General features: G+C 61.7%; 21 protein-coding genes. 8 read left to right on the top strand and 13 right to left on the bottom strand.

From position 1 onward, the window contains the following. The first annotated feature begins 303 nt into the window (after window positions 1-303). Window positions 304-825 carry a hypothetical protein gene (locus ACIQTZ_RS14105; protein ID WP_402946718.1) on the top strand — a complete coding sequence of 174 codons (522 nt, stop codon included), beginning with the start codon at window positions 304-306 and terminating at the stop codon, window positions 823-825. On the opposite strand, the gene ACIQTZ_RS14100 is transcribed toward ACIQTZ_RS14105, so the two are convergent. The 4 genes from ACIQTZ_RS14100 to ACIQTZ_RS14085 all read right to left on the bottom strand — a co-directional run bounded on the left by ACIQTZ_RS14100 (window position 822) and on the right by ACIQTZ_RS14085 (window position 2,817). Beyond that, the gene (locus tag ACIQTZ_RS14100) at window positions 822-965 is read right to left on the bottom strand and encodes a hypothetical protein (RefSeq protein ID WP_402946720.1); all 144 of its coding nucleotides are present in this window, start codon (window positions 963-965) and stop codon (window positions 822-824) included. The genes ACIQTZ_RS14105 and ACIQTZ_RS14100 overlap by 4 nt on opposite strands. Window positions 966-1,281: 316 nt before the next feature. Further along, on the bottom strand, window positions 1,282-1,749 hold the full coding sequence (locus ACIQTZ_RS14095) for a hypothetical protein (protein WP_402981741.1): 468 nt from the start codon (window positions 1,747-1,749) through the stop codon (window positions 1,282-1,284). 98 nt (window positions 1,750-1,847) lie between these two features. Further along, a complete protein-coding gene (locus ACIQTZ_RS14090) occupies window positions 1,848-2,219 on the bottom strand; it encodes a hypothetical protein (RefSeq protein ID WP_402946724.1) in 372 nt (123 codons plus the stop codon). A gap of 79 nt (window positions 2,220-2,298) precedes the next feature. Beyond that, complete coding sequence (locus ACIQTZ_RS14085; protein ID WP_402981739.1) at window positions 2,299-2,817, bottom strand: hypothetical protein; 519 nt, start codon at window positions 2,815-2,817, stop codon at window positions 2,299-2,301. Window positions 2,818-3,005: 188 nt separating this feature from the next. Between ACIQTZ_RS14085 and ACIQTZ_RS14080 the strand changes: the two genes are divergently transcribed. Next, the gene (locus ACIQTZ_RS14080) at window positions 3,006-3,818 is read left to right on the top strand and encodes a hypothetical protein (protein ID WP_402946728.1); all 813 of its coding nucleotides are present in this window, start codon (window positions 3,006-3,008) and stop codon (window positions 3,816-3,818) included. A gap of 108 nt (window positions 3,819-3,926) precedes the next feature. On the opposite strand, the gene ACIQTZ_RS14075 is transcribed toward ACIQTZ_RS14080, so the two are convergent. The 5 genes from ACIQTZ_RS14075 to ACIQTZ_RS14055 all read right to left on the bottom strand — a co-directional run bounded on the left by ACIQTZ_RS14075 (window position 3,927) and on the right by ACIQTZ_RS14055 (window position 7,262). Then, window positions 3,927-4,883, bottom strand: coding sequence for a hypothetical protein (locus tag ACIQTZ_RS14075; protein ID WP_402981737.1), 957 nt, complete (start codon window positions 4,881-4,883; stop codon window positions 3,927-3,929). 9 nt (window positions 4,884-4,892) lie between these two features. After that, the gene (locus ACIQTZ_RS14070; RefSeq protein WP_402946732.1) at window positions 4,893-5,291 is read right to left on the bottom strand and encodes a hypothetical protein; all 399 of its coding nucleotides are present in this window, start codon (window positions 5,289-5,291) and stop codon (window positions 4,893-4,895) included. Beyond that, window positions 5,291-5,581 carry a hypothetical protein gene (locus ACIQTZ_RS14065; RefSeq protein ID WP_402981735.1) on the bottom strand — a complete coding sequence of 97 codons (291 nt, stop codon included), beginning with the start codon at window positions 5,579-5,581 and terminating at the stop codon, window positions 5,291-5,293. Before ACIQTZ_RS14065 ends, ACIQTZ_RS14070 begins: the two co-directional genes overlap by 1 nt. A 163-nt stretch (window positions 5,582-5,744) precedes the next feature. Beyond that, window positions 5,745-5,984 carry a hypothetical protein gene (locus ACIQTZ_RS14060; protein ID WP_402946734.1) on the bottom strand — a complete coding sequence of 80 codons (240 nt, stop codon included), beginning with the start codon at window positions 5,982-5,984 and terminating at the stop codon, window positions 5,745-5,747. Between the two features lie 891 nt (window positions 5,985-6,875). Next, entirely contained in the window at window positions 6,876-7,262 is a 387-nt protein-coding gene (locus ACIQTZ_RS14055; RefSeq protein WP_402946736.1) for a hypothetical protein, read from the bottom strand. A 727-nt stretch (window positions 7,263-7,989) separates the two neighbouring features. Here ACIQTZ_RS14055 and ACIQTZ_RS14050 point away from each other — a divergent pair. The 3 genes from ACIQTZ_RS14050 (at window position 7,990) to ACIQTZ_RS14040 (ending at window position 9,736) form a co-directional block, all read left to right on the top strand. Continuing rightward, window positions 7,990-8,340, top strand: coding sequence for a hypothetical protein (locus ACIQTZ_RS14050; protein WP_402946738.1), 351 nt, complete (start codon window positions 7,990-7,992; stop codon window positions 8,338-8,340). 79 nt (window positions 8,341-8,419) lie between these two features. After that, window positions 8,420-9,403 (top strand): DUF4192 domain-containing protein, encoded by a 984-nt coding sequence (locus ACIQTZ_RS14045; protein WP_402981733.1) that lies wholly within the window; start codon window positions 8,420-8,422, stop codon window positions 9,401-9,403. A gap of 183 nt (window positions 9,404-9,586) precedes the next feature. Then, on the top strand, window positions 9,587-9,736 hold the full coding sequence (locus ACIQTZ_RS14040; RefSeq protein ID WP_402946742.1) for a hypothetical protein: 150 nt from the start codon (window positions 9,587-9,589) through the stop codon (window positions 9,734-9,736). Window positions 9,737-10,230: 494 nt separating this feature from the next. Here ACIQTZ_RS14040 and ACIQTZ_RS14035 read toward each other — a convergent pair whose 3' ends face one another. After that, window positions 10,231-11,196: a matrixin family metalloprotease gene (locus ACIQTZ_RS14035; protein ID WP_402946744.1), complete on the bottom strand. Its 966-nt coding sequence runs from the start codon at window positions 11,194-11,196 to the stop codon at window positions 10,231-10,233. Between the two features lie 646 nt (window positions 11,197-11,842). On the opposite strand from ACIQTZ_RS14035, the gene ACIQTZ_RS14030 reads away from it, so the two are divergent. Both ACIQTZ_RS14030 and ACIQTZ_RS14025 read left to right on the top strand, forming a co-directional pair. Next, on the top strand, window positions 11,843-13,204 hold the full coding sequence (locus ACIQTZ_RS14030) for a ParB/RepB/Spo0J family partition protein (RefSeq protein ID WP_402981731.1): 1,362 nt from the start codon (window positions 11,843-11,845) through the stop codon (window positions 13,202-13,204). Window positions 13,205-13,483: 279 nt separating this feature from the next. Further along, window positions 13,484-13,729 (top strand): hypothetical protein, encoded by a 246-nt coding sequence (locus ACIQTZ_RS14025; RefSeq protein WP_402981729.1) that lies wholly within the window; start codon window positions 13,484-13,486, stop codon window positions 13,727-13,729. A gap of 483 nt (window positions 13,730-14,212) precedes the next feature. Here the strand turns inward: ACIQTZ_RS14025 and ACIQTZ_RS14020 are convergent, their stop codons facing one another. Together ACIQTZ_RS14020 and ACIQTZ_RS14015 are read right to left on the bottom strand one after the other, a co-directional pair. Next, window positions 14,213-14,695: a hypothetical protein gene (locus tag ACIQTZ_RS14020; protein ID WP_402981727.1), complete on the bottom strand. Its 483-nt coding sequence runs from the start codon at window positions 14,693-14,695 to the stop codon at window positions 14,213-14,215. A gap of 24 nt (window positions 14,696-14,719) precedes the next feature. Next, complete coding sequence (locus ACIQTZ_RS14015; protein ID WP_402981725.1) at window positions 14,720-15,670, bottom strand: A/G-specific adenine glycosylase; 951 nt, start codon at window positions 15,668-15,670, stop codon at window positions 14,720-14,722. 127 nt (window positions 15,671-15,797) lie between these two features. On the opposite strand from ACIQTZ_RS14015, the gene ACIQTZ_RS14010 reads away from it, so the two are divergent. Then, complete coding sequence (locus ACIQTZ_RS14010) at window positions 15,798-16,466, top strand: hypothetical protein (protein ID WP_402946754.1); 669 nt, start codon at window positions 15,798-15,800, stop codon at window positions 16,464-16,466. 37 nt (window positions 16,467-16,503) lie between these two features. Here the strand turns inward: ACIQTZ_RS14010 and disA are convergent, their stop codons facing one another. Beyond that, a complete protein-coding gene (gene disA, locus ACIQTZ_RS14005) occupies window positions 16,504-17,580 on the bottom strand; it encodes a DNA integrity scanning diadenylate cyclase DisA (RefSeq protein WP_400335212.1) in 1,077 nt (358 codons plus the stop codon). Between the last annotated feature and the right edge of the window lie 126 nt (window positions 17,581-17,706).

Genomic DNA, 17,706 nt, shown 5'->3' with positions numbered 1-17,706 from the left:
GCCGTCACTGATGCAGCGGCGGACCTGACAGGCCACCGCAAGGACGATTTCGAAGTGGAGGTTGGCTACTGAGTTCCTCCACAGCTTGGAATGGCAATGCCCGTGCATCGGCTGTGGTTAGCTTCACTCGTGAAGAGACCATCAGGGAAGAAGTGGCGGAGAGTCGGTTTCTTGGCGTTGTTGGGGGCACTGGCCGCTGCCGTAATAGTGCCAGCTCTCATGTGGCCCTCGGTGGCCTTGGCGCCCTCAGTTTCGGCCGCAGCGGCAGTGGTGTCCGCAGGAATAGCGGCCTGGAATGCCTATGTGAGCAGGGAGGACGCGAAACGGGCTGAAACTGCACAGAAGACCGCCGAGCGCGCCGCACGAGCGGCTCATCTGGGCCTTGCGTTCCAGGGCCGCCCGGACATTGGAGTGTGGTGGCACCGTCCAGCACCGCCCGAGGAATTCACCCACTGGAACTTGCATCTGACCGCTGATCGACCTGCCAAGGACATTGTGGCCGAGTGGCATTTTGTTGACGGCAGAGACCCGGTGAAAGGCAGCTGGCCAGAGATTGTGCCGAACCCAAACAATTTCCGCGGCATCCCCGATTCGCCCCTTGTTGTTCGTCTGATGATCCCGTCATCAGTAAAGCTAGCGGACATGCATCAGCACCTCCTGCGGGGAACGCTTGAATACACTGACGCGGCCGGGATGGCGCGATGGAAGAGAACGTGGCGTTACGTTCCTCTCGGTCCCGGGGATGACCCTCAATTATTGAACGCGCCGAAAGCGACGCATGAATGGAAGCTAGTGGAACTCCTCGAACTGCCCGACGTCGATTAGTCGCATCGGATCACAATCGCCTTTGATCCTTCCGGGATCAAAGCCTCGGCCGCCGTTTTGGCCTCCAGGTAGGTTTCCCCCTCGGCCTCGACGTGACCCTGTTCTCCGGTGCCGCTTTCTACGGTGAGACTTACTTTCACGCCCATATCCTAGGCCCGTCCACCCAGGGCCAGCGTGTTCTCCAATGCCGCGTTTCAGCCAGCACTTAACTGACCGCTTCCAGCAGCCAATCGGCGGCGGCCGGATCGAGGCGCAACAGAAAGGTCCGCAGGGCTGAGTTGGCTGAGAGCTTCATTATCTACCCTTGTCCTGGATTTCCACAGGTCAGGACGTACTGAAAGCCGTGGGCACGTAGGGCTCGTCCCAAGGCTCAGTTAGGAACGCCATTCGCATAGAGTGCGGGCAGTACTGGGTCCTGACTCGCAGGTGGCTGCCCCGCGAATGTTTCGGCGAAGACTACGGCTCGGGGTTTTTGCGAACGCCTCTACCCAGCCAGCCAGCGCTATGGGCTGCAAAGAACGTCCCAGCAGTACACACGACGGGGACGAAGAGAAAGACCAAGATGGCTTGGGCGCCGCCGCCGCCAACAAGGAGCGCGACGATGGCTATCCACCAGGACAACAAAGCTGTGAATCCGCAAAGGATTGCCACTATGGCCCCGGCCCGGCGTGAAGCGATGCTATGCCTGCGGATTGGCGGGGCTTTGATGTGTTTGGTCTGAGTATTCCCTGCTCGGCGCATGGCTATAAGCGCTACCCCGGTGACCAGGGCAGGAATCACGAGATACGGGGCGCCGGCAGCGTTGTATGCAGTCCCGGCGATACCAATCCACCAGCACAGGGCGGCCGTAAAGCCCCAGAGGATGCCCTTGACCGTCCTTGTAGAGGGACCCGTCCGAAACAACGGTTCAAGATTCTCGTTCATGTCTGCTCCATGCGTGAACCCGTCATCATTACTCATCAGAGCACGGTGAGGACTTCTTGGCGAGAGCCGGCTGTCGGAATCCCGGCTCTCGTCAATGATTAGGTCAGGCGACCACCGGAGTCGCCCCAGGCGTGGATGCCGCCCCAGGACCCTCCGTATGAGGTTGGGAAATAGGTTTGGGTGAAGTTCGCTGCCGAGCTCCAGCCGTAGCCGTTCCCCCAGTTATCACGGACGGCGCTGGTGACTTTGACGTTTCCGAACCAGCAGTAGTTACCGCTTTCGGAGGTTTGGGCTTTAGCCAGACCGTTCGGGAAGTCGTACCAGCTGGTTCCATAGAACGTTCCTGGGTTGCAGTTTGTGGGTTGTACGTACCAGCTCCCGCTGCCCCAGGCATTCGCGGCTTGGCTGGAGCCAAGCACTAGTGCTGTTCCGGCGAGTAGGGCTATTGAGACGCGTTTTACTACGTGCATGTGCGGTCCCATCCAATTCTTTACGTGGGTGAATGAAGATGCGGACTCGGCTAGCGTGTGCCAAGCTACGCTGTTGGGTTTAGCGGCTGGTTTCGTTCACGAGGAAGTTTGAGGCAGTGGCGTCCCACTTTCCGGGGTCGCTGGCTGCAGCAGCTTGAGTGCTGCCGGGGACGACAAGCCACGCTTCTTCGCTTTTATCAGGGTTGGCTACGCGGAGCCCGTATCCTTCAAATCCCTTGACGAAGGTGCAGCCCATCATTTGACCGGAGCCGTCATGTCCGGCCGTGACAATGCAGATCTGGTCGGTTCCCATTGCGGCCGCAAAATATTGAGCATTGGTGGTTTTGCCGACCAACCGGACCGACGCTAGATCGATGCCGGTTGGCGAAAAAGTCTTGGAAGCCGCCTCGGGTAACCGGTCCGACACTTGCTGTTGGACCCCCATCGCGGGAACGATGTCCAAAGCTTTTTCGACTGCGTTTTCAGACGGTGATGTTGCCGCAACCGCGGCTACACTGACGCCAGCAACGGCTACAACGGTGACCGCAATTTTCCATTTGCCATGCATTACTTCTGCCCCCAGAGAGAGTAAATCCATTGGATGGAGCAAGGGTAAGGCTTTGTTCGGCTCCCGGCAATAGCCAGCGAAGGATGCGGAATGGGGGTCGTACCCCGAACCTGAGGCGATGATTACGCATTCTGTCTTTCTGGAAGGTCTCGGGACCCGTTAGAGTCTGCCGTAGCCTGTGCAGCCCGACGGCGAATTCTGAACAGTGGGGGATCCAAATGGGGAACATACTTAGAGGCGGCATCGCAGCCGTGCTGGCGGCGCTCTTGGTCGTAGTGCTCGGGGTCCAACCAGCTCAAGCCTCGTGGTATGACTACCTGGTCGGCCACCCGCTCTATAGGGGCGTGCCCTGGGCCATTCGGTGCACTGGTAGCTATGTCATTTATGGCTCGAGCGGCACGTTCATCCTTACGGCCGGGCACTGTTTCAACCCAGCGGAGCGGGTATACGGCACAAGCGCCGGGTTCGGCACAATCGCCTATCAAAAGTGGACCACGACTACGGGGGACTCGGAACTCATCCAGACCGACTCGGGAGTGACGATGTACCAGACCATTGTTGATCCGACGACGGGGATCGGCCCTGGCCCCAATAACAGTGGCCACGTCACGGGAAAGATGTCCAACGACGAGCAGACTTATGGCACATTGGTAGGGAAAATGGGCGTCGCGACCGGCAAAACCGAAGGCACGATTCAGTACCGCTATGTCCCATGGAATGGGCTCACCGCCTATTGCGCCACTTATGCGCGAGCGACCCACGACTCTGGAGGACCAGTTTGGCGCTGGGATAGCCAAGGCCTACGAGCTGTTGGAATGCACGTCGGGAGGTTGGATTACGAGGGCGCCACCTATGGATGCTACTTACCGATTGATACTCTCCTAAGTCAGTGGGGCGCCAGCATGAATTTCTGGCCGATATCAGCAGCCCGTGGTCAGGCTCCATCGGAGGATCTGATGCCTGAAAGCGATAGCACCGAACTCCCACCGATACTCACCGTTGCCGATGGTGCAGTCTGGCAAAACGACTAACCTCTCTGGATCTAGGCAGACGCTTATCGGCGCAACGGGTATCTGGCTGACGATATCTGTGCCTGGCTTCCTTCACGCTGGTTTCGCCGGTCATTGCTCGATCGCTGGCTATTTTGCGACTGCAGGCGGTGACTCTGGTGCGGTGATCTCCCGAGCGGGCAGAACGGCGGCGTTCATGACTGTTCGGGTACCGAGTGGTCGTTGGAGATCGACTGTGAACGGTGTCGCTGGGTTTCCCTGGCACGAGGCCGTTTGTTTTCCGGACGGACGCACCCCTAAGACGATCTCGACCGCGGATTCGGTTTCGGTGAGCTTGACGACTTCCACCCGTCCTTCGGCGTTCTGACCCGAATTGCAGTCGAACTCCGTGACGAGCAGTGCCAGGCGGTCGGACTCAGGAACCGGCGGCGATGCGGGGTCGAGCGTGACTGCGCCAGCAGTCAGCTGGCCGAGGTCGAGCGTGGGAGTACAGGTCGATGACTCCACGACATCCCATATAGGTTTGCCTGGTTCCGATGCCATGGACTGGGTGGAAATGACAATGTACATGTAGTCGCGGACATCGCCGTTGCCGTGATCCTGAGGAGCTGCCAACTTGTTCATGAGCATCACACGATCGCTGCTCTCCTGCGCAATTAGCCAGGTGACCGGGTCAAAAGCTGAAACGCCTCGGCCTTGGAGAGCCGGCGCTGCCTCAGCTCCAAGCTCACTCGCCAGCCGCGGGTGCTTGAGTGCCTCAAGCGGCACCTCATTGCCTTGGCATAACACGAAGTCGGGCTGAACCTCTGCGGTAGGGCTAGCGACGGAAGGCAGGCTGGCGGCAGGTTGTCCCGGCGACGCGCACCCGGCCCCCAACAGCATCACAGCCCCGCTGGTCATTGAGACTCGTATTGCGACCGCAACTGACAGTTTCCCCATGCCGCTAAGGCTACGCCTTGGGTCAAGTAACGTCGCGTATTCGATTTGGGCCTTGGCCTGAGCTTTGGCTTCCTCGTATGTCGGGCCTTCGGCTTCGATGTGGCTGAGCTGACCGTCGCTGTTTTCTACGGTCAGGGTGACTTTCACTCCCATATGTTAGGCAACCGCCCGCGCAAGGGTGGTTTCCAGCGCCGTCACCAGGGCCGGTGCGTTGCCGGGCTGCAGTCGGTCGACCGGGCGTGCCCCGTCCAGGGCAGTGCAGGGGCTCATCATCCACAGGGCGATGTAGTTATGTGGGATCCGCTGTTCTATTGCCCGCTCGAACAGCCCGGTGACGACCGGGTTGAGGGATACGTCGGGTTGGAACTGGAACGCCGGACAGAATGTTTCCTGATCGATGAAGACCCGAAAGAGTTGGCGGATGACCGGCTCGGGATTCGGGAATCTCGTTGCGAGCCGTTCCCGGACCTGTTCCAGGGCGGGCAGGCCGAACTCGTCCCTGATCCTGTCCCACAGCTCGTCGGGGATGGGGGAGCGGTACGGGTTGGCCGGCATCAGCTAATGGATTCCAGCAGCCACTGCGTGGCCCCGGGGTTCCGTCGCAGCACGAACGTTCGCAAGGCAGCTCGCTGGGACAGCTTCACCTGTACCCTCCAAAATTCGATATCCACGATGTTCCCGACTCCTACCGGCGCTGTCCGCCGACGCTCCCACCACGCGTCCCGTTCGAACCAATGCACCGGTTCTTCGGTGACGACCCAGAGCCGGCCCTCATGCCTGATGGCCAACGGCCGCCCTGTCGGGCTGAATCGGACATCAACGCCGACGTTGAGGGTGGCTTCCAAGCGATGTCTTCAAACAAGTCGAAAAACAAGACGGTGAATCCCTGCCGGAGCAAATCACACTCAGCCAAGCCACCAAGTGAAAAGAGACGTTCGGGCGGGATGAGAGGCCCTGCCCGAACGCCTTTCCAATGTTCGCGAAGAAACGATTCGGGCGGGGGAGCCTCTAGCGGCGCTTGGAGAATGCGCGGAACGTCGCGAATACGGCCACCAGAAGTCCCAGTAACGCCAGAACCCAGGCCGACGGGTCCAGGCTTGAGGAGCATTGGCCCTCGGCCGATACTGCCATGGCGTAGTCGATGCAGTAGCCCGTTCGCATCCCAAACACAATCACCACTGCGACGAGGGAAAGCGTGGCAACCCCCAGCCACGACCATCTGATTCTTCTTGTCACGTCGCTGCGCATGGGCCCAGAATACGCTCGCCTGATTCCCGAACGGCAGCTAAGGTCGGTCTCGACTTGATACCGGTTCGGGATCCTTATGCACGGCTGCGAGGCGTTCCTGGACCTGCTCCAGGGTGTGGAGCGTGAACTCGTCGCGGCCCGAGCGCCCAGCGTTTTCTTGGGTACCGAGGGCTTCACAGTCTCGCTGGTGGCCGATAGCTGACGGAGGCCGCCAAACAGGGGTGACGGCCTCCGCTCCCGCTTAGGGGATGTTGTGCCAGAACCAGCGGGCTACATCAACGACAAGTCGGATGATGTTGACCACCAGGTTCCAGACGCCCCATGGTTCCTCGCGTTTCCGTTTGGAGCTCATACCGGGCACCTCCTCCCGAAGGAACAGGGCACGGTTCGCAGGTTAAGCACAACATCGTTGCGCCTTACGTGCGTAGGGCCATAGACTCAAAGTGCGAACAGTGAGGATATAGCCCTCTAACCGCACCAATGAGCGCGCCGCGCTGAACAAGGACCCGAGGCCAATCGGGTCCATTGTTCGTTAACGGCACACAGGCTGTTGCCTGATGATCCAAGCGTAACGGTCACCATCTTCGCTCACGATCAGAAACCAGCGAGCACGCTGGCCATCGTTGGGCCTTGGGACCGCTTGATCCAGGTCATCTATCCCGTTCACCTCTGCAAGGAGGGGAGGGGAGTTGGGTGCCGGCCGCCACGTGGTTTGAGAGGCCGGCACCCCCAGCGCGGGGGATCCTGGAAAGCTCCCGCCTGCCGTCAGTGTCGCCCCGCTCGTTCGAGAAAGGCGCGAACGGGGCGGGGCGACGCCCCAAGCTAAGCATGCTTACTGTCTGGAAGACAAGGATTCTGGGTGGGTCCGGATGGCCCGACGCCCAAGGATAGTCAGAGCTCGTTGAGAGGGCGCAGCTGGGGGTGGTCAACGCCGGCCGGCTTCATGATCGGGGATCGGCTCTCGTCCATGAAGACTTTGTAGTAGACCGTGGAAACCCGGCCCATGCCGCTGAGTGACCCCGCTCGGTAAAGGAACGGGAGAAGATCCTCACCGACGATTTCACTGATCCACGCATCACACTCACCGGAAGGCAGGGATATCCGTTCGCCCAGGATCTTGTGCCTGCCGGCGATGGAGAGGGTCATCACGTACCCGGACAGCTCCGGGTTCTCCTGCAGCCATGCCAGTTCTGCGACGTCGCCCACGACTGAGATGGCTGCGTGCCGGTCCGAGACTGACGGATGGCTGATGGACGGGAACGGGGACCTGCCATTCACAGGCTTGGTGTCTGGCCCGTTGCGCCCTTCCGGCCCGAGGACCGCGGCCCGGAATCGTTCTACCGACCTCGCGTGCCTGGTTCTGATCTTTGCCCGGAGTTCACCAACATTCATACCACCAACGTACCGGCGAGGACCGACAGCATTCCCCGGGACCAACCCATGGTGCGACGACGCAACAGGGAGAGGGCTTTACTGGGTTACTCCACCGCCCGGCGCGGGAAGTTTCACAACGCATCTCTCCGTCTGAGAAAAGTGTCCCGACAGGTGGGGGACCTGTCGGGACAGGGTCCACACCGTACCAGCCCTAATCGTCAGCCTAGGGAGAGCATGCTCGCAGGGCTCGCATTGATGGGCGTCCTCTCCGCTTCGCTCCGTGGCCGGCTGTTGGGCCCGGTCCCGGCCTCGCAGAGCTCCGCCGTGGCCCGGTCCTGTGTGTCTACGACGTTTTTTGGCTGCTGTCCTTCGGATTTTATGTGTCCGCTCCACCCCGTCTAGCCCCTCCGCAGGCTCCGGGGCCTGCGGTCCGGGAATTTCCCTACGGCGCTCCTGCGTCGCTTATTTCCTCCGGGAATTTCCCACACCTTGCCCAAGGGTAGACAGGCCTCCGTCGGCCACAGCTCCGCAAGCTTCGCCAGCAGCCAAAAAACAACGGGGGGAGAGGGGAAGCTGGCCGGTCACCACAGGTCGCCCCACCCACCAACTTCTCGGCAAAAGAAGGAGCAACATGCTTAACCACCTGATCGCGCTGTACGTCCCGGCGCGGCTGAGCGAAAGCGTCACCGTCCACAGCGTTGATGCCCGGCACACTAGCCTTCAGATCATCGTCGGCGGCGGACTGGAATGCATCGCCCGAGGCGACTGGCAGGTCTACCTGAACGCGGAAACGCAAACCACCGGAGCCTCAAACGTCCGCGCGGTGCAGCTGCTCCACGAAACCGGCCTTGACCTCCCGGTCACCGGGAACGCCGTGTTCCTGGGCAGGGCAGGCCTGAACCACGACACCGACGTGCCGGACTACCTCATCCGCAGGGCCGAAGCACTGTTCGATACCCGACTGATCCAACCAGCGGCCTAGCCGCCTACCGGTGGCCGGGAACCCGACGTTCCCGGCCACCCCAACCACTCACTTTCTCGGCAAAGGAAGGACACACATCGTGACTGAAAAACTTACCCTCAGCAGCCCCGCTGACCTGCTGGCCTACGTCCCGCACCTGCTCGGAGGAACCCCCACCGAATCCTTCGTCGTGCTGACCGCCACCGCCGGAGCACTTGGCGCCACGCTGCGCGTGGACGCACCCATGGACGCGGCCCCGCTGGGATTCGCCCAAACGGTGACCAGCCTCGCGGCACAGGACGAGAACGCCACGGCGTGCTACCTCATCGTCTACACCGACGAAACCAGCACCGATGCCCGGTTCCCCTACGCGGCCCACGTCGCGGCCCTGGGCAACGAACTGGCCACGGCGCGGATGCCCGTCCGCAAGGTCTACCTCGTCACCAGCACGCACTGGGCCGCTTACGGCAGCACGGAGCGCAACCCGCTGGATCAGATCAAGGACAGCAACGCCAACGCCACTTTGACCTTCAGGGGAAGCGCCCCGAACGTGGACGTCTATAACCCGGCGTTGCTGGGCAAATGGGTTGAGCCGGTTCAGGTGCCCGTCCGCACGGAGGAAACCGTCGAGGAAGCGCGCCGCGAATGGGGCACCGTACTGGAGGGCGCGGGCATGCCGGACCGTGAGACCACGCGGAAACTGGCGGCATGGTTCCAAGACACGTACATCAGGGACTTCCTCATGGCCGACATCATCACCACGAACAACGGCGTCGTCATTGACATCTTTTTGGGCAAGTTCGAGGGCCGCCCCGACTGGACGCGCGTGGACCACGCCGAAGCCATCGCTTTCGAACTGATGAAGGCCGTCCCGGAGGGCCAGCGTGCACCCATGCTGACCCTCATGGGTTGGCTGCAATGGCTCAAAGGCTCCGGAACACACGCCGAGCGATACCTGAAACTGGCCGTCGAGGACGTACCTGGTTACCGGTTCGCCGAACAGCTGTACGACCTGATAGGCAGCGTCTACATCGCAGAAGTCGCCAAGAACCAGGAAACCGCCTACAAACGCCCCACCAGCTAACCGGCACGACCGGGCAGGATCAGCAACGGTCCTGCCCGGCCCTTCAGGTAGCGGGGCGGCCTCCTCCGCTGGCGCTCCCCCGGCCGCCATAACGCTGGCGCGGGCGCAGCGGCAACCCAGCCAACGTAAAGGATCCACGGCTACAGTGAACTCCAACGAGAACACTGCACCAGGAGATCCAGCATGGGAACCGAATACACCCTGACCGAGGACGACAAACCCACACCAGGGGCGAGCTTCCTCGAAGACGTCATCGAGCTGCAGCTGCTCACCGCCAATGAATCCGTCGGACCGGTGGACTTCACCCACCCCCAGGAACACCACGACTTCTAACACCACGGCAGCAACGACGCTGCACCACAGATTTCCTTTTTGCCGAGGAACAACGAAGAGCCGGCCCCACCAGGTGCCGGCTCTTCCACCATTTAGGGCGGGCCGTTCGCCTTGGGAGTGGGGCGCTGCCGGTCCCGCAAGGCTCCTGCGCATGTTTACTGCTGGATTCCCAGCATTCATTCTGGGAAGCTTGGAATAAGTCAAGGGGGAAATATGAATGCTAAGAAAGTTCAATGGCCTTGGACGGAATACTGGCTTTGGTTAGTTTTGATTCTTCTTGGACTGATCGTCGCAGGATTTATTTGGATGCCGTCAGGGAGCTGTTCGATGTATTCCTCGGATTATGAGGGAGACACGTCCTGCAGGGTGGGTCCCGTACTCGGATTTCCGGGGACCTGGCTGGCCAGTGTCCTACCCGGAGCATTGTTGATTTGGTCTGTTCTTGGTTTGGCGCGGGCCGTCCGGTTGCGGTCGAAGGCCCGCGCCGCCCAACGTTAGTAGTGGTAGAGGGCGTATATGGACGCCAGGTCACCGGTTCCTAGCTGCGTATCGGTCCTTGTGCAGGAGGCTGCCTGTGCGCGCATAACCTGCTCTGATGTTTGCGGAGCGTGAGCGAGACCGAACGCGTGCCCAAACTCGTGCGCAGCTACTCCTTCGAGGATGAATTCTCCTGGGTCGCAGAGCAGATAGCCCATATCCCTCATTGCCCACATCACATTCTTATTGAAGGCAATGTCGGCTTCCCAGAGTCCCCCGGATACGCCGTAGTACCAGCACGTGTGCCCGAGCACATTCCCTGTCAGGGGCTTAAAGGTGATCACGGACGTCCAGTCCGGGGCGAGCTGGCAGCTAGTGTCGAAGGCTACGCCTGCGACCTTGGTAGTGGTCGTCTTGTAATTCGTAGATGCTTTATGGGTCGGGTAAGAGCCCGCACAGGCGGTGTTACGGTTCTGCCAGGCCTTGGAGCCGGCTTCGATGTTCCACACCGTCAGATCCGGTTGCCCGTAGGGGGTGGGATACGTTGCGGTGTCGGTGAGCCACCAGTCATAACTGATGCCGCTTGGCCATCCAGGACCATTAGTGTTTGCTGACGAGTAGGTACACTTTTGCGACGCCAGCGCCGCCTTTGAAGACGTTGTCGAAGTCTCACGTATTGTGATCGTCTCCTTGAGCTTGCTCTGCATCGAGGGATCACCAAAGAAATTGGTGACACCTGAGGGGTAGCGCTCAGCCAAAGCCACCTGACCGCTCGGTGAGGTCACGGAATAGGTTTCGGGGGCCTCCTTGAATCCGTCTTTGACGAGGCTGCTGGAAACGATGGTAACGCCAGGAACGGGTACCGTAGCGACCGCACCGGAGGGAAGCTGAATCTTTCTCCCCACTAAATCGCACCCGCCCTTACTGAAAACGGCAACGTCGCCGGGAGGCATGGCGCGGACCTTCGTGTTGGCTTCAGCCATAGCGGAATGGCAAGCAACTGAATTGGCCTGCCGTTTGAGCGGACACAGCCAAACCGGACAGCGTTATGACTGTAGTTGCTAAAACAGACATCAGTTTTTGCATAAGAATTTCTCCCAAAGAAAGTGACAGTATCTGAGTGGCATATGACGCATCAGGGCATGATAATTACAGCAAGTGGAAATAAAAGCAATGCCTAATGCTCACGATTCTTAGCCATTCCGGATTTTCACGCGGCGAATCAGTGCTCGCCAGGGCTCGCACCCCTTTTGGGCGTCCTCTCCGCTTCGCTCCGTGGCCGGCTGTTGGGCCCGGTCCCGGCCTCGCAGAGCTCCGCCGTGGCCCGGTCCTGTGTGTCTACGACGTTTTTTGGCTGCTGTCCTTCGGATTTTATGTGTCCGCTCCACCCCGTCTAGCCCCTCCGCAGGCTCCGGGGCCTGCGGTCCGGGAATTTCCCTACGGCGCTCCTGCGTCGCTTATTTCCTCCGGGAATTTCCCATACCTTGCCCAAGGGTAGACAGGCTTCCGTCGGCCACAGCTCCGCAAGCTTCGCCAGCAGCCAAAAAACAACGGGGGGAGAGGGGAAGCTGGCCGGTCACCACAGGTCGCCCCACCCACCAACTTCTCGGCAAGAGAAGGAGCAACACCATGAACGCAGCACCTACGCTGGAAATGATCGATCCCACCACCTTGACCGTTGACATCAACGTCCGCAAAGACGCCGCCCTGACCGCTGACTTTGTTGCCAGCATCAAGGAACACGGCGTGATGGAACCGGTCATTGCACACCGCAAGGACGACGGAAGCGTGCACGTGCTGATGGGACAACGCCGCACCCTCGGAGCCGTCGAAGCCCAGCGTCCCCTGATCCCGGTGATGATCATCAGCAGCCCGGAAGAAGCCGAACGCATCGTCACGCAGGTGGTGGACAACATCCAGCGCGCCGAGCTGACCGACGCGGACGAAGCCGACGCTTACCACCAGCTGTCCCTGATCGGCGTTTCAGCCGCAGCGATCGCCAAAAAGACCGGACGGAAGAAAGCCACCGTCGAAGGTGCCTTGAAGGCCAAGGCCTCCGAAGCCGGGACCGCCGCACTGGGCAGAGGCCACACCATCGAAGAAGCCCTGATCCTCGCCGAATTCGAAGGCGACGAGGAAGCCACCCTTGAACTGGAAACGGCCATTCAGGACGAACCCGACCAGTTGTTCCACGTCGCCCAGCAACTCCGGGACGAACGCGAACGCGCTGCCGCCCTCGCGGCATACACCGCAGAAGTTGCCGCTACCGGGACAACCATTGTTGAAAGGCCCGGTTACGACGACGAAGAAACAGCCAGTGTCACGTCCCTGAAGCGTGGGGATGGGGAACCGGCCACCGAGGACGACGCGAACGCCGTCTACATCAGTCAGGACTACCGCGGCGAGTTCTCCACTGTCCCGGTGATCGTCGGATGGAAGGAACTGGGCTTCACCGAGCGGTACACGTACCACTCGTCATCGGCCAACAAGGGTCCTATGACCGAGGAACAGAAGGCCGAGCGGAAAACACTGATCGCCAACAACAAGGCCATGGAATCGGCCACCACAGTGCGCCGGGAGTTCGTGAAATCCCTGCTGGCGAAAAAGCAGGCACCGAAGGGCTGGCAGTACTTCACCGTGCACGCGATCACGCACCACACCGACGTCGCCCGGACTTACGACGGAGAAGTGGCAGCCGAAATGGTCAGCGCCAAGATCGATGGAGAGAAGTCATGGGCTTGGAACCCTTTGAAGGATCACGTGGCTAAGTCCACGGCACGGCCTGAGTTCTCGCTGATCGCGCTGGTCTGCGCCGGATACGAAAAGACCATCGCCAAGGACTCATGGCGGTCCCCGTCCCAAAGCCACCGGGATTACCTGAATCAGCTCGTCACGTGGGGCTACACCCCGTCCGAGGTTGAGCAGATCATCATCGACAGCGGCGAACCAGCCGAAGAAGACACCGCCGAGGAAAGCACAGAAGCGGCCTAAGAACCCCTTGCCGGGCGGAACCCCCACCGCCCGGCAAGGCCCCCGGCCACTCACCACGAACAGGGCCAGGAACCTCCCGAACGGCGGGCGGTCCGCCGCCCAGGGCGAACCACAGCAACCAATCACCAGCGGCGGACCGCCGTTCTACGCCACCAGGCACCGACCCGCCGAAAGCCGCGCATCGCCGGGTCCCTGGCTACTCCATCGACTCACTACTGCCGAAGTTTTGTCGGCGGATCCCGTTAGGCTCATCCCAAGGCACCACAAACAGGAGTCCCCATGACCAGGCCACCAATACCGGATAACCCAATCAGCGACTTCATGAACGGCACCTTTACCGGTTCCCCGGACTCGTCGTTGCTGGCCATGGTCCTGGTCAGCACCCTGCTAGTCGGCGTGTACCTCATAGCCGCTGCGATCATCCGACGGAGAAAAGGCTCGTCAGGACTCAAGAACAAGGACCTCGCCTTCGCACTGACCATCGCTACACCACTCACGAGCCTTATCGTGCTGGGCCCCCGCTGACTGCCAGGCGGACTGATCTGTGCAGGACTCACTCTGGTCATCGGCCTGTACCTTACGGCCACATCCCGTACCGGCCACGACCAAGACCGAAAGATAGTCACACGCAAGATCCGCTAGACTGAATACAGATTTCCTTTTTGCCGAGGAACAAAGCAGGACCGGCCCGCGCCGGTCCTGCTTTGTTTAACCCACAAACACCGGGCACCTTCCCCATGGGTCAAGACAACCACCGTGGGGTCCATGCGGTACTGCTTGCGAACTGGATTGAGGCCGCCCGATTCCGAGGTCAGGGTTGTGAGAAAGCTCCGCAGTTCAAGGCCGTGTGTCCGTTGGATCTTGGCGGTCAACCCCATCACCGAAGCCGGAGGTGCGGGTTGTGCGTCGATGTGACTTTCCAAACCGTGCACGACGCCTCCCAAACGTTCATCACCCGGGCACAAGCGAGACTACTAGCCGGCAGTTTAATTAGCCATAGGAATGCGACTATTCCTGCCGCAAGCCTTCCGCGTCCAAAACGAGGCTCGCTGTCACGAACCTCTGGCACTGCTCGCCGAAGGGGTAGCTGCCCTTCGGCATGAACGTCAGTGCCCGCGCAGGCAATGGAGTACCTGAACGCGAGGTCCCGCCCACCGTTGCATCCATGGGCGTTTCAGAAAGGGCGGGCAATTCCAACGGGCCCCGCCGTGTGCCATCGAAGGACTGCGTTGCCGAACAGGCGCCTTCCTTGGTGCACCCTTGGTCCACGGCCACCGTGCCTGGTTGCAGTTCCAGATCCCGCTCCGTGCATACGCCATCCTGGCAGGCTTTGACATGCAGCGTTCCCACCGACTCCGCATAGCTCGCGGCAACCGTTACAGACAACCCCGTGACCTGCCCCATCGCCGGACACGCAACAGGCCCAAGAGAGCAGCCGCCAAGCAAGGCAGCTGTCCCCGCGAAGGCTAAGACCACCCCAATTTTCCCCATGGCTTCAGGGTAGGACGGTGGCGCCTACACCGGAAGCCGCAGGCCGCCGTCGTGCATTTCCGCCAGGCCGTCCCGCAGCAGTCCGTCCAGGGCCCGCTCCAGCTGTTCCGGTGCTGAGTTCAGCCGGTGCAGCGCAGCCAGCGGAATCCCGACGCCGGACGGTGCGAACCCGAGATCGGCTGGCGGCTGTTCGAACATCTCGCGCGGAACCGGCGTGGCAGCTTCGCGGAGGACCGCCATCACGGCGCCGCGGACCTGGCGGTCGGTGCCGTGCCATGCCTGGCCCTTGGGAACGTACGACGGCGGCGGCTCACCAGCCGCGAGCCAGGCGCAGCTTGCGCGGACGGGACAGTCGGCGCACTTGGGGCTGCGTGCTGTGCACACCATGGCGCCGAGTTCCATGACGGAGGCGTTCCAGCGAACCGAGAGCTTGCGGTCCTCGGGGAGGAGGGCGTCGGCCATGCGCATTTCGGCGGCCGTGAGCGTTGGGGCCGGCAGGGCGTGGCCGGAAATGAGCCGGGCGTGCACGCGCCGGATGTTGGTGTCCACCACGGTCTCGCGACGGCCAAAGGCAAAGGCGGCGACGGCGGCAGCCGTGTAATTGCCGACGCCCGGCAGGTCCAACAGCTCGGGATAGTTGTCCGGCACCTCGCCGCCGTGGTCATCCCGGATGGCGACGGCGGCCGCGTGCAGCCTGAGGGCCCGGCGCGGGTATCCCAGCCTGCCCCAATGCCGGACGGCTTCACCCGAAGGCTCACTGGCCAGATGCGACGGTGTGGGCCAGCGCTCCATCCAATCGAGCCACACGGGAAGGACCCGGACCACGGGTGTTTGTTGGAGCATGACTTCGCTGACCAGGATCCCCCACGGGCTGCAGGCCGGATCGCGCCACGGAAGGTCGCGGGCGGTCCGGGCAAACCACTGGTCCAAAGCCTCGTGGAGCTGCGTCAATTCATCGGTGTCTGGGAGTGCCATGCTGCCCTCTACTGTAGTGGAATCCGTGGTGTCGTCAGGCTTCGCAGTGGCCCATGGTGGACGTCACATTGCCGGCTGGCGGCGTGGTGGTGGGGTGCATGGAGGGCCGTCCGCCTAGCCTAGAAACATGGCCACCCAGGGTAAGCAGCAGTCGTCCGCGCGCTCCGCCGCGCCGACGCAAAGGCGACGCCCCAGCCCCGCCGTGTACCGCCGTCGTCGTCTGGTGGTGCTCATCGGCCTGCTGGTAGTGATCGCCCTGCTGGTTGCCGGTATCTCGGCCATCACCCGTGCCATCGCCGGCGGCAGTGAGCCCCAGGCCGTGAGCACGCCTCCCGCGACCACCGCCCCCACGCCCGTCAGCACACCGTCGGCAGGGGCAGCGACGCCGTCGGCCTCGCCCACTCCGGTGTGCGACTTCAATCTCATGACCGTTGCTGCGAAAACGGACAAAGCCGCTTACGCCGCCGAGGAGCTTCCGCTGCTCACCATGACCATCACCAATGGCGGATCGGCGCCGTGTGAGGTTAACGTGGGCACCTCGCAAATGGAGTACGTGATCATGAGCGGCGCGGACCGGATCTTCTCGTCCAAGGACTGCCAGACCGGTGGCGTGGACCTGATCAAGACCATCCAGCCCGGAAAGAGCGAGACCGCCAACTTCCCGTGGCAGCGCAACCGCACGTTGGAAGGCTGCGGCGCCATCACTGCCAAGCCGGGTGCCGGCGGCGCGTATTACACGTTCGAGGCGCGGCTGGGTAACAAGGCGAGCCCGAAGGCCGTCTTCCAGCTGAACTAGCGCTGCTTGAGCGGGACGTACGACGGCGGCAGTCGCCTTAGAGGAACCGGTCCAGGAGGCTTGCTTCTGCCATCCGGCTGAGCCCCTCGCGGACCGTACGGGCGCGCTGGTCGCCGATGCCGTCCACCGTCATAAGATCGTCGATGGTTGCCGCCATGAGGTTCTGGAGTCCGCCGAAGTAGTCCACCAAACGGTCGGCCACCGCCTTCGGTACGGACTTGAGGCCGGAAAGCAGGCGGTAGCCACGGGGCTGGACCACTGCGTCCAACTGTTCCACGCCACCGGCAAAACCGATGATGTGGGCAATCTTGCTGAGGTCGATCAACTCGGTGGGACCCAGGTTCAGCAGGGCCTGGACGGCCTCTTCGATCTCCTCAGGTGTGGCGTCCGGGTCCGAATAGTCGCGGATGATGACGTCGCTGCCCGGACCGCGGCCCGTGGTGAGTTCCTCGAGCTGCAGGGAGAGCAGACGGCCATCCTCGCCAAGTTCCAGGACGTACTGGGCGATTTCCTCCGAGATGCGGCGGACCATCTCCTGCCGCTGCAAGGTCACGGCAACATCCCTGACGGTGACCAGCGCTTCGATTTCCAAGGCTGAGAGCGAGCTGGTGACTTGGTCCAGCCTGGCACTGTACCGTTCCAAGGTTGCGAGGGCCTGGTTTGCGCGGGCCAGCACTTTCTCGGAGCCCTCCAACACATGGCGGAGGCCGTTCACGTACAGGGCGATGATCTGCATGGACTGGCTCACCGAGATCACCGGGACACCTGTCTGGATGGCCACTCGCTCAGCCGTGCGGTGTCGGGTGCCGGATTCCTGGGTTTCGATGCTTGAATCCGGAACCAGCTGGACCGCGGCCTTGATGATGTTGCTGGCGTCCTTGTCGCACACGATCGCACCGTCCATCTTGGCCAGCTCACGAAGGCGCGTGGGGGAGAACTCGATGCCGATCTCGAAACCACCCGAACAGATGGAGTCGATGGTGCGGTCCGAGCCCAGCACGATCAGTGCGCCGGTGCGGCCGCGAAGGATCCGTTCCAGTCCGTCACGCAACGGCGTTCCGGGCGCGACTCTGGCCAGAGTCGCCTTGAGCGATTCTTCCGGGCTCCGGGCCATGGGGTTTCCCTTCGAAGGTGCAAGCCTCGGCTCACAGACAAGCTGAATCCGGCATCGGGAGGCACCCGTGAAAATGCCCTGATGACGACAAGCACCATGATATGGCTTCCCGGCACCGTTAACCGC

It is taken from the genome of Paenarthrobacter sp. NPDC090520, assembly GCF_044769205.1.
Lineage (GTDB): Bacteria > Actinomycetota > Actinomycetes > Actinomycetales > Micrococcaceae > Arthrobacter.
Note: the sequence above shows the minus strand (reverse complement) of the source record. Positions and strands in the feature narration are given on the sequence as shown.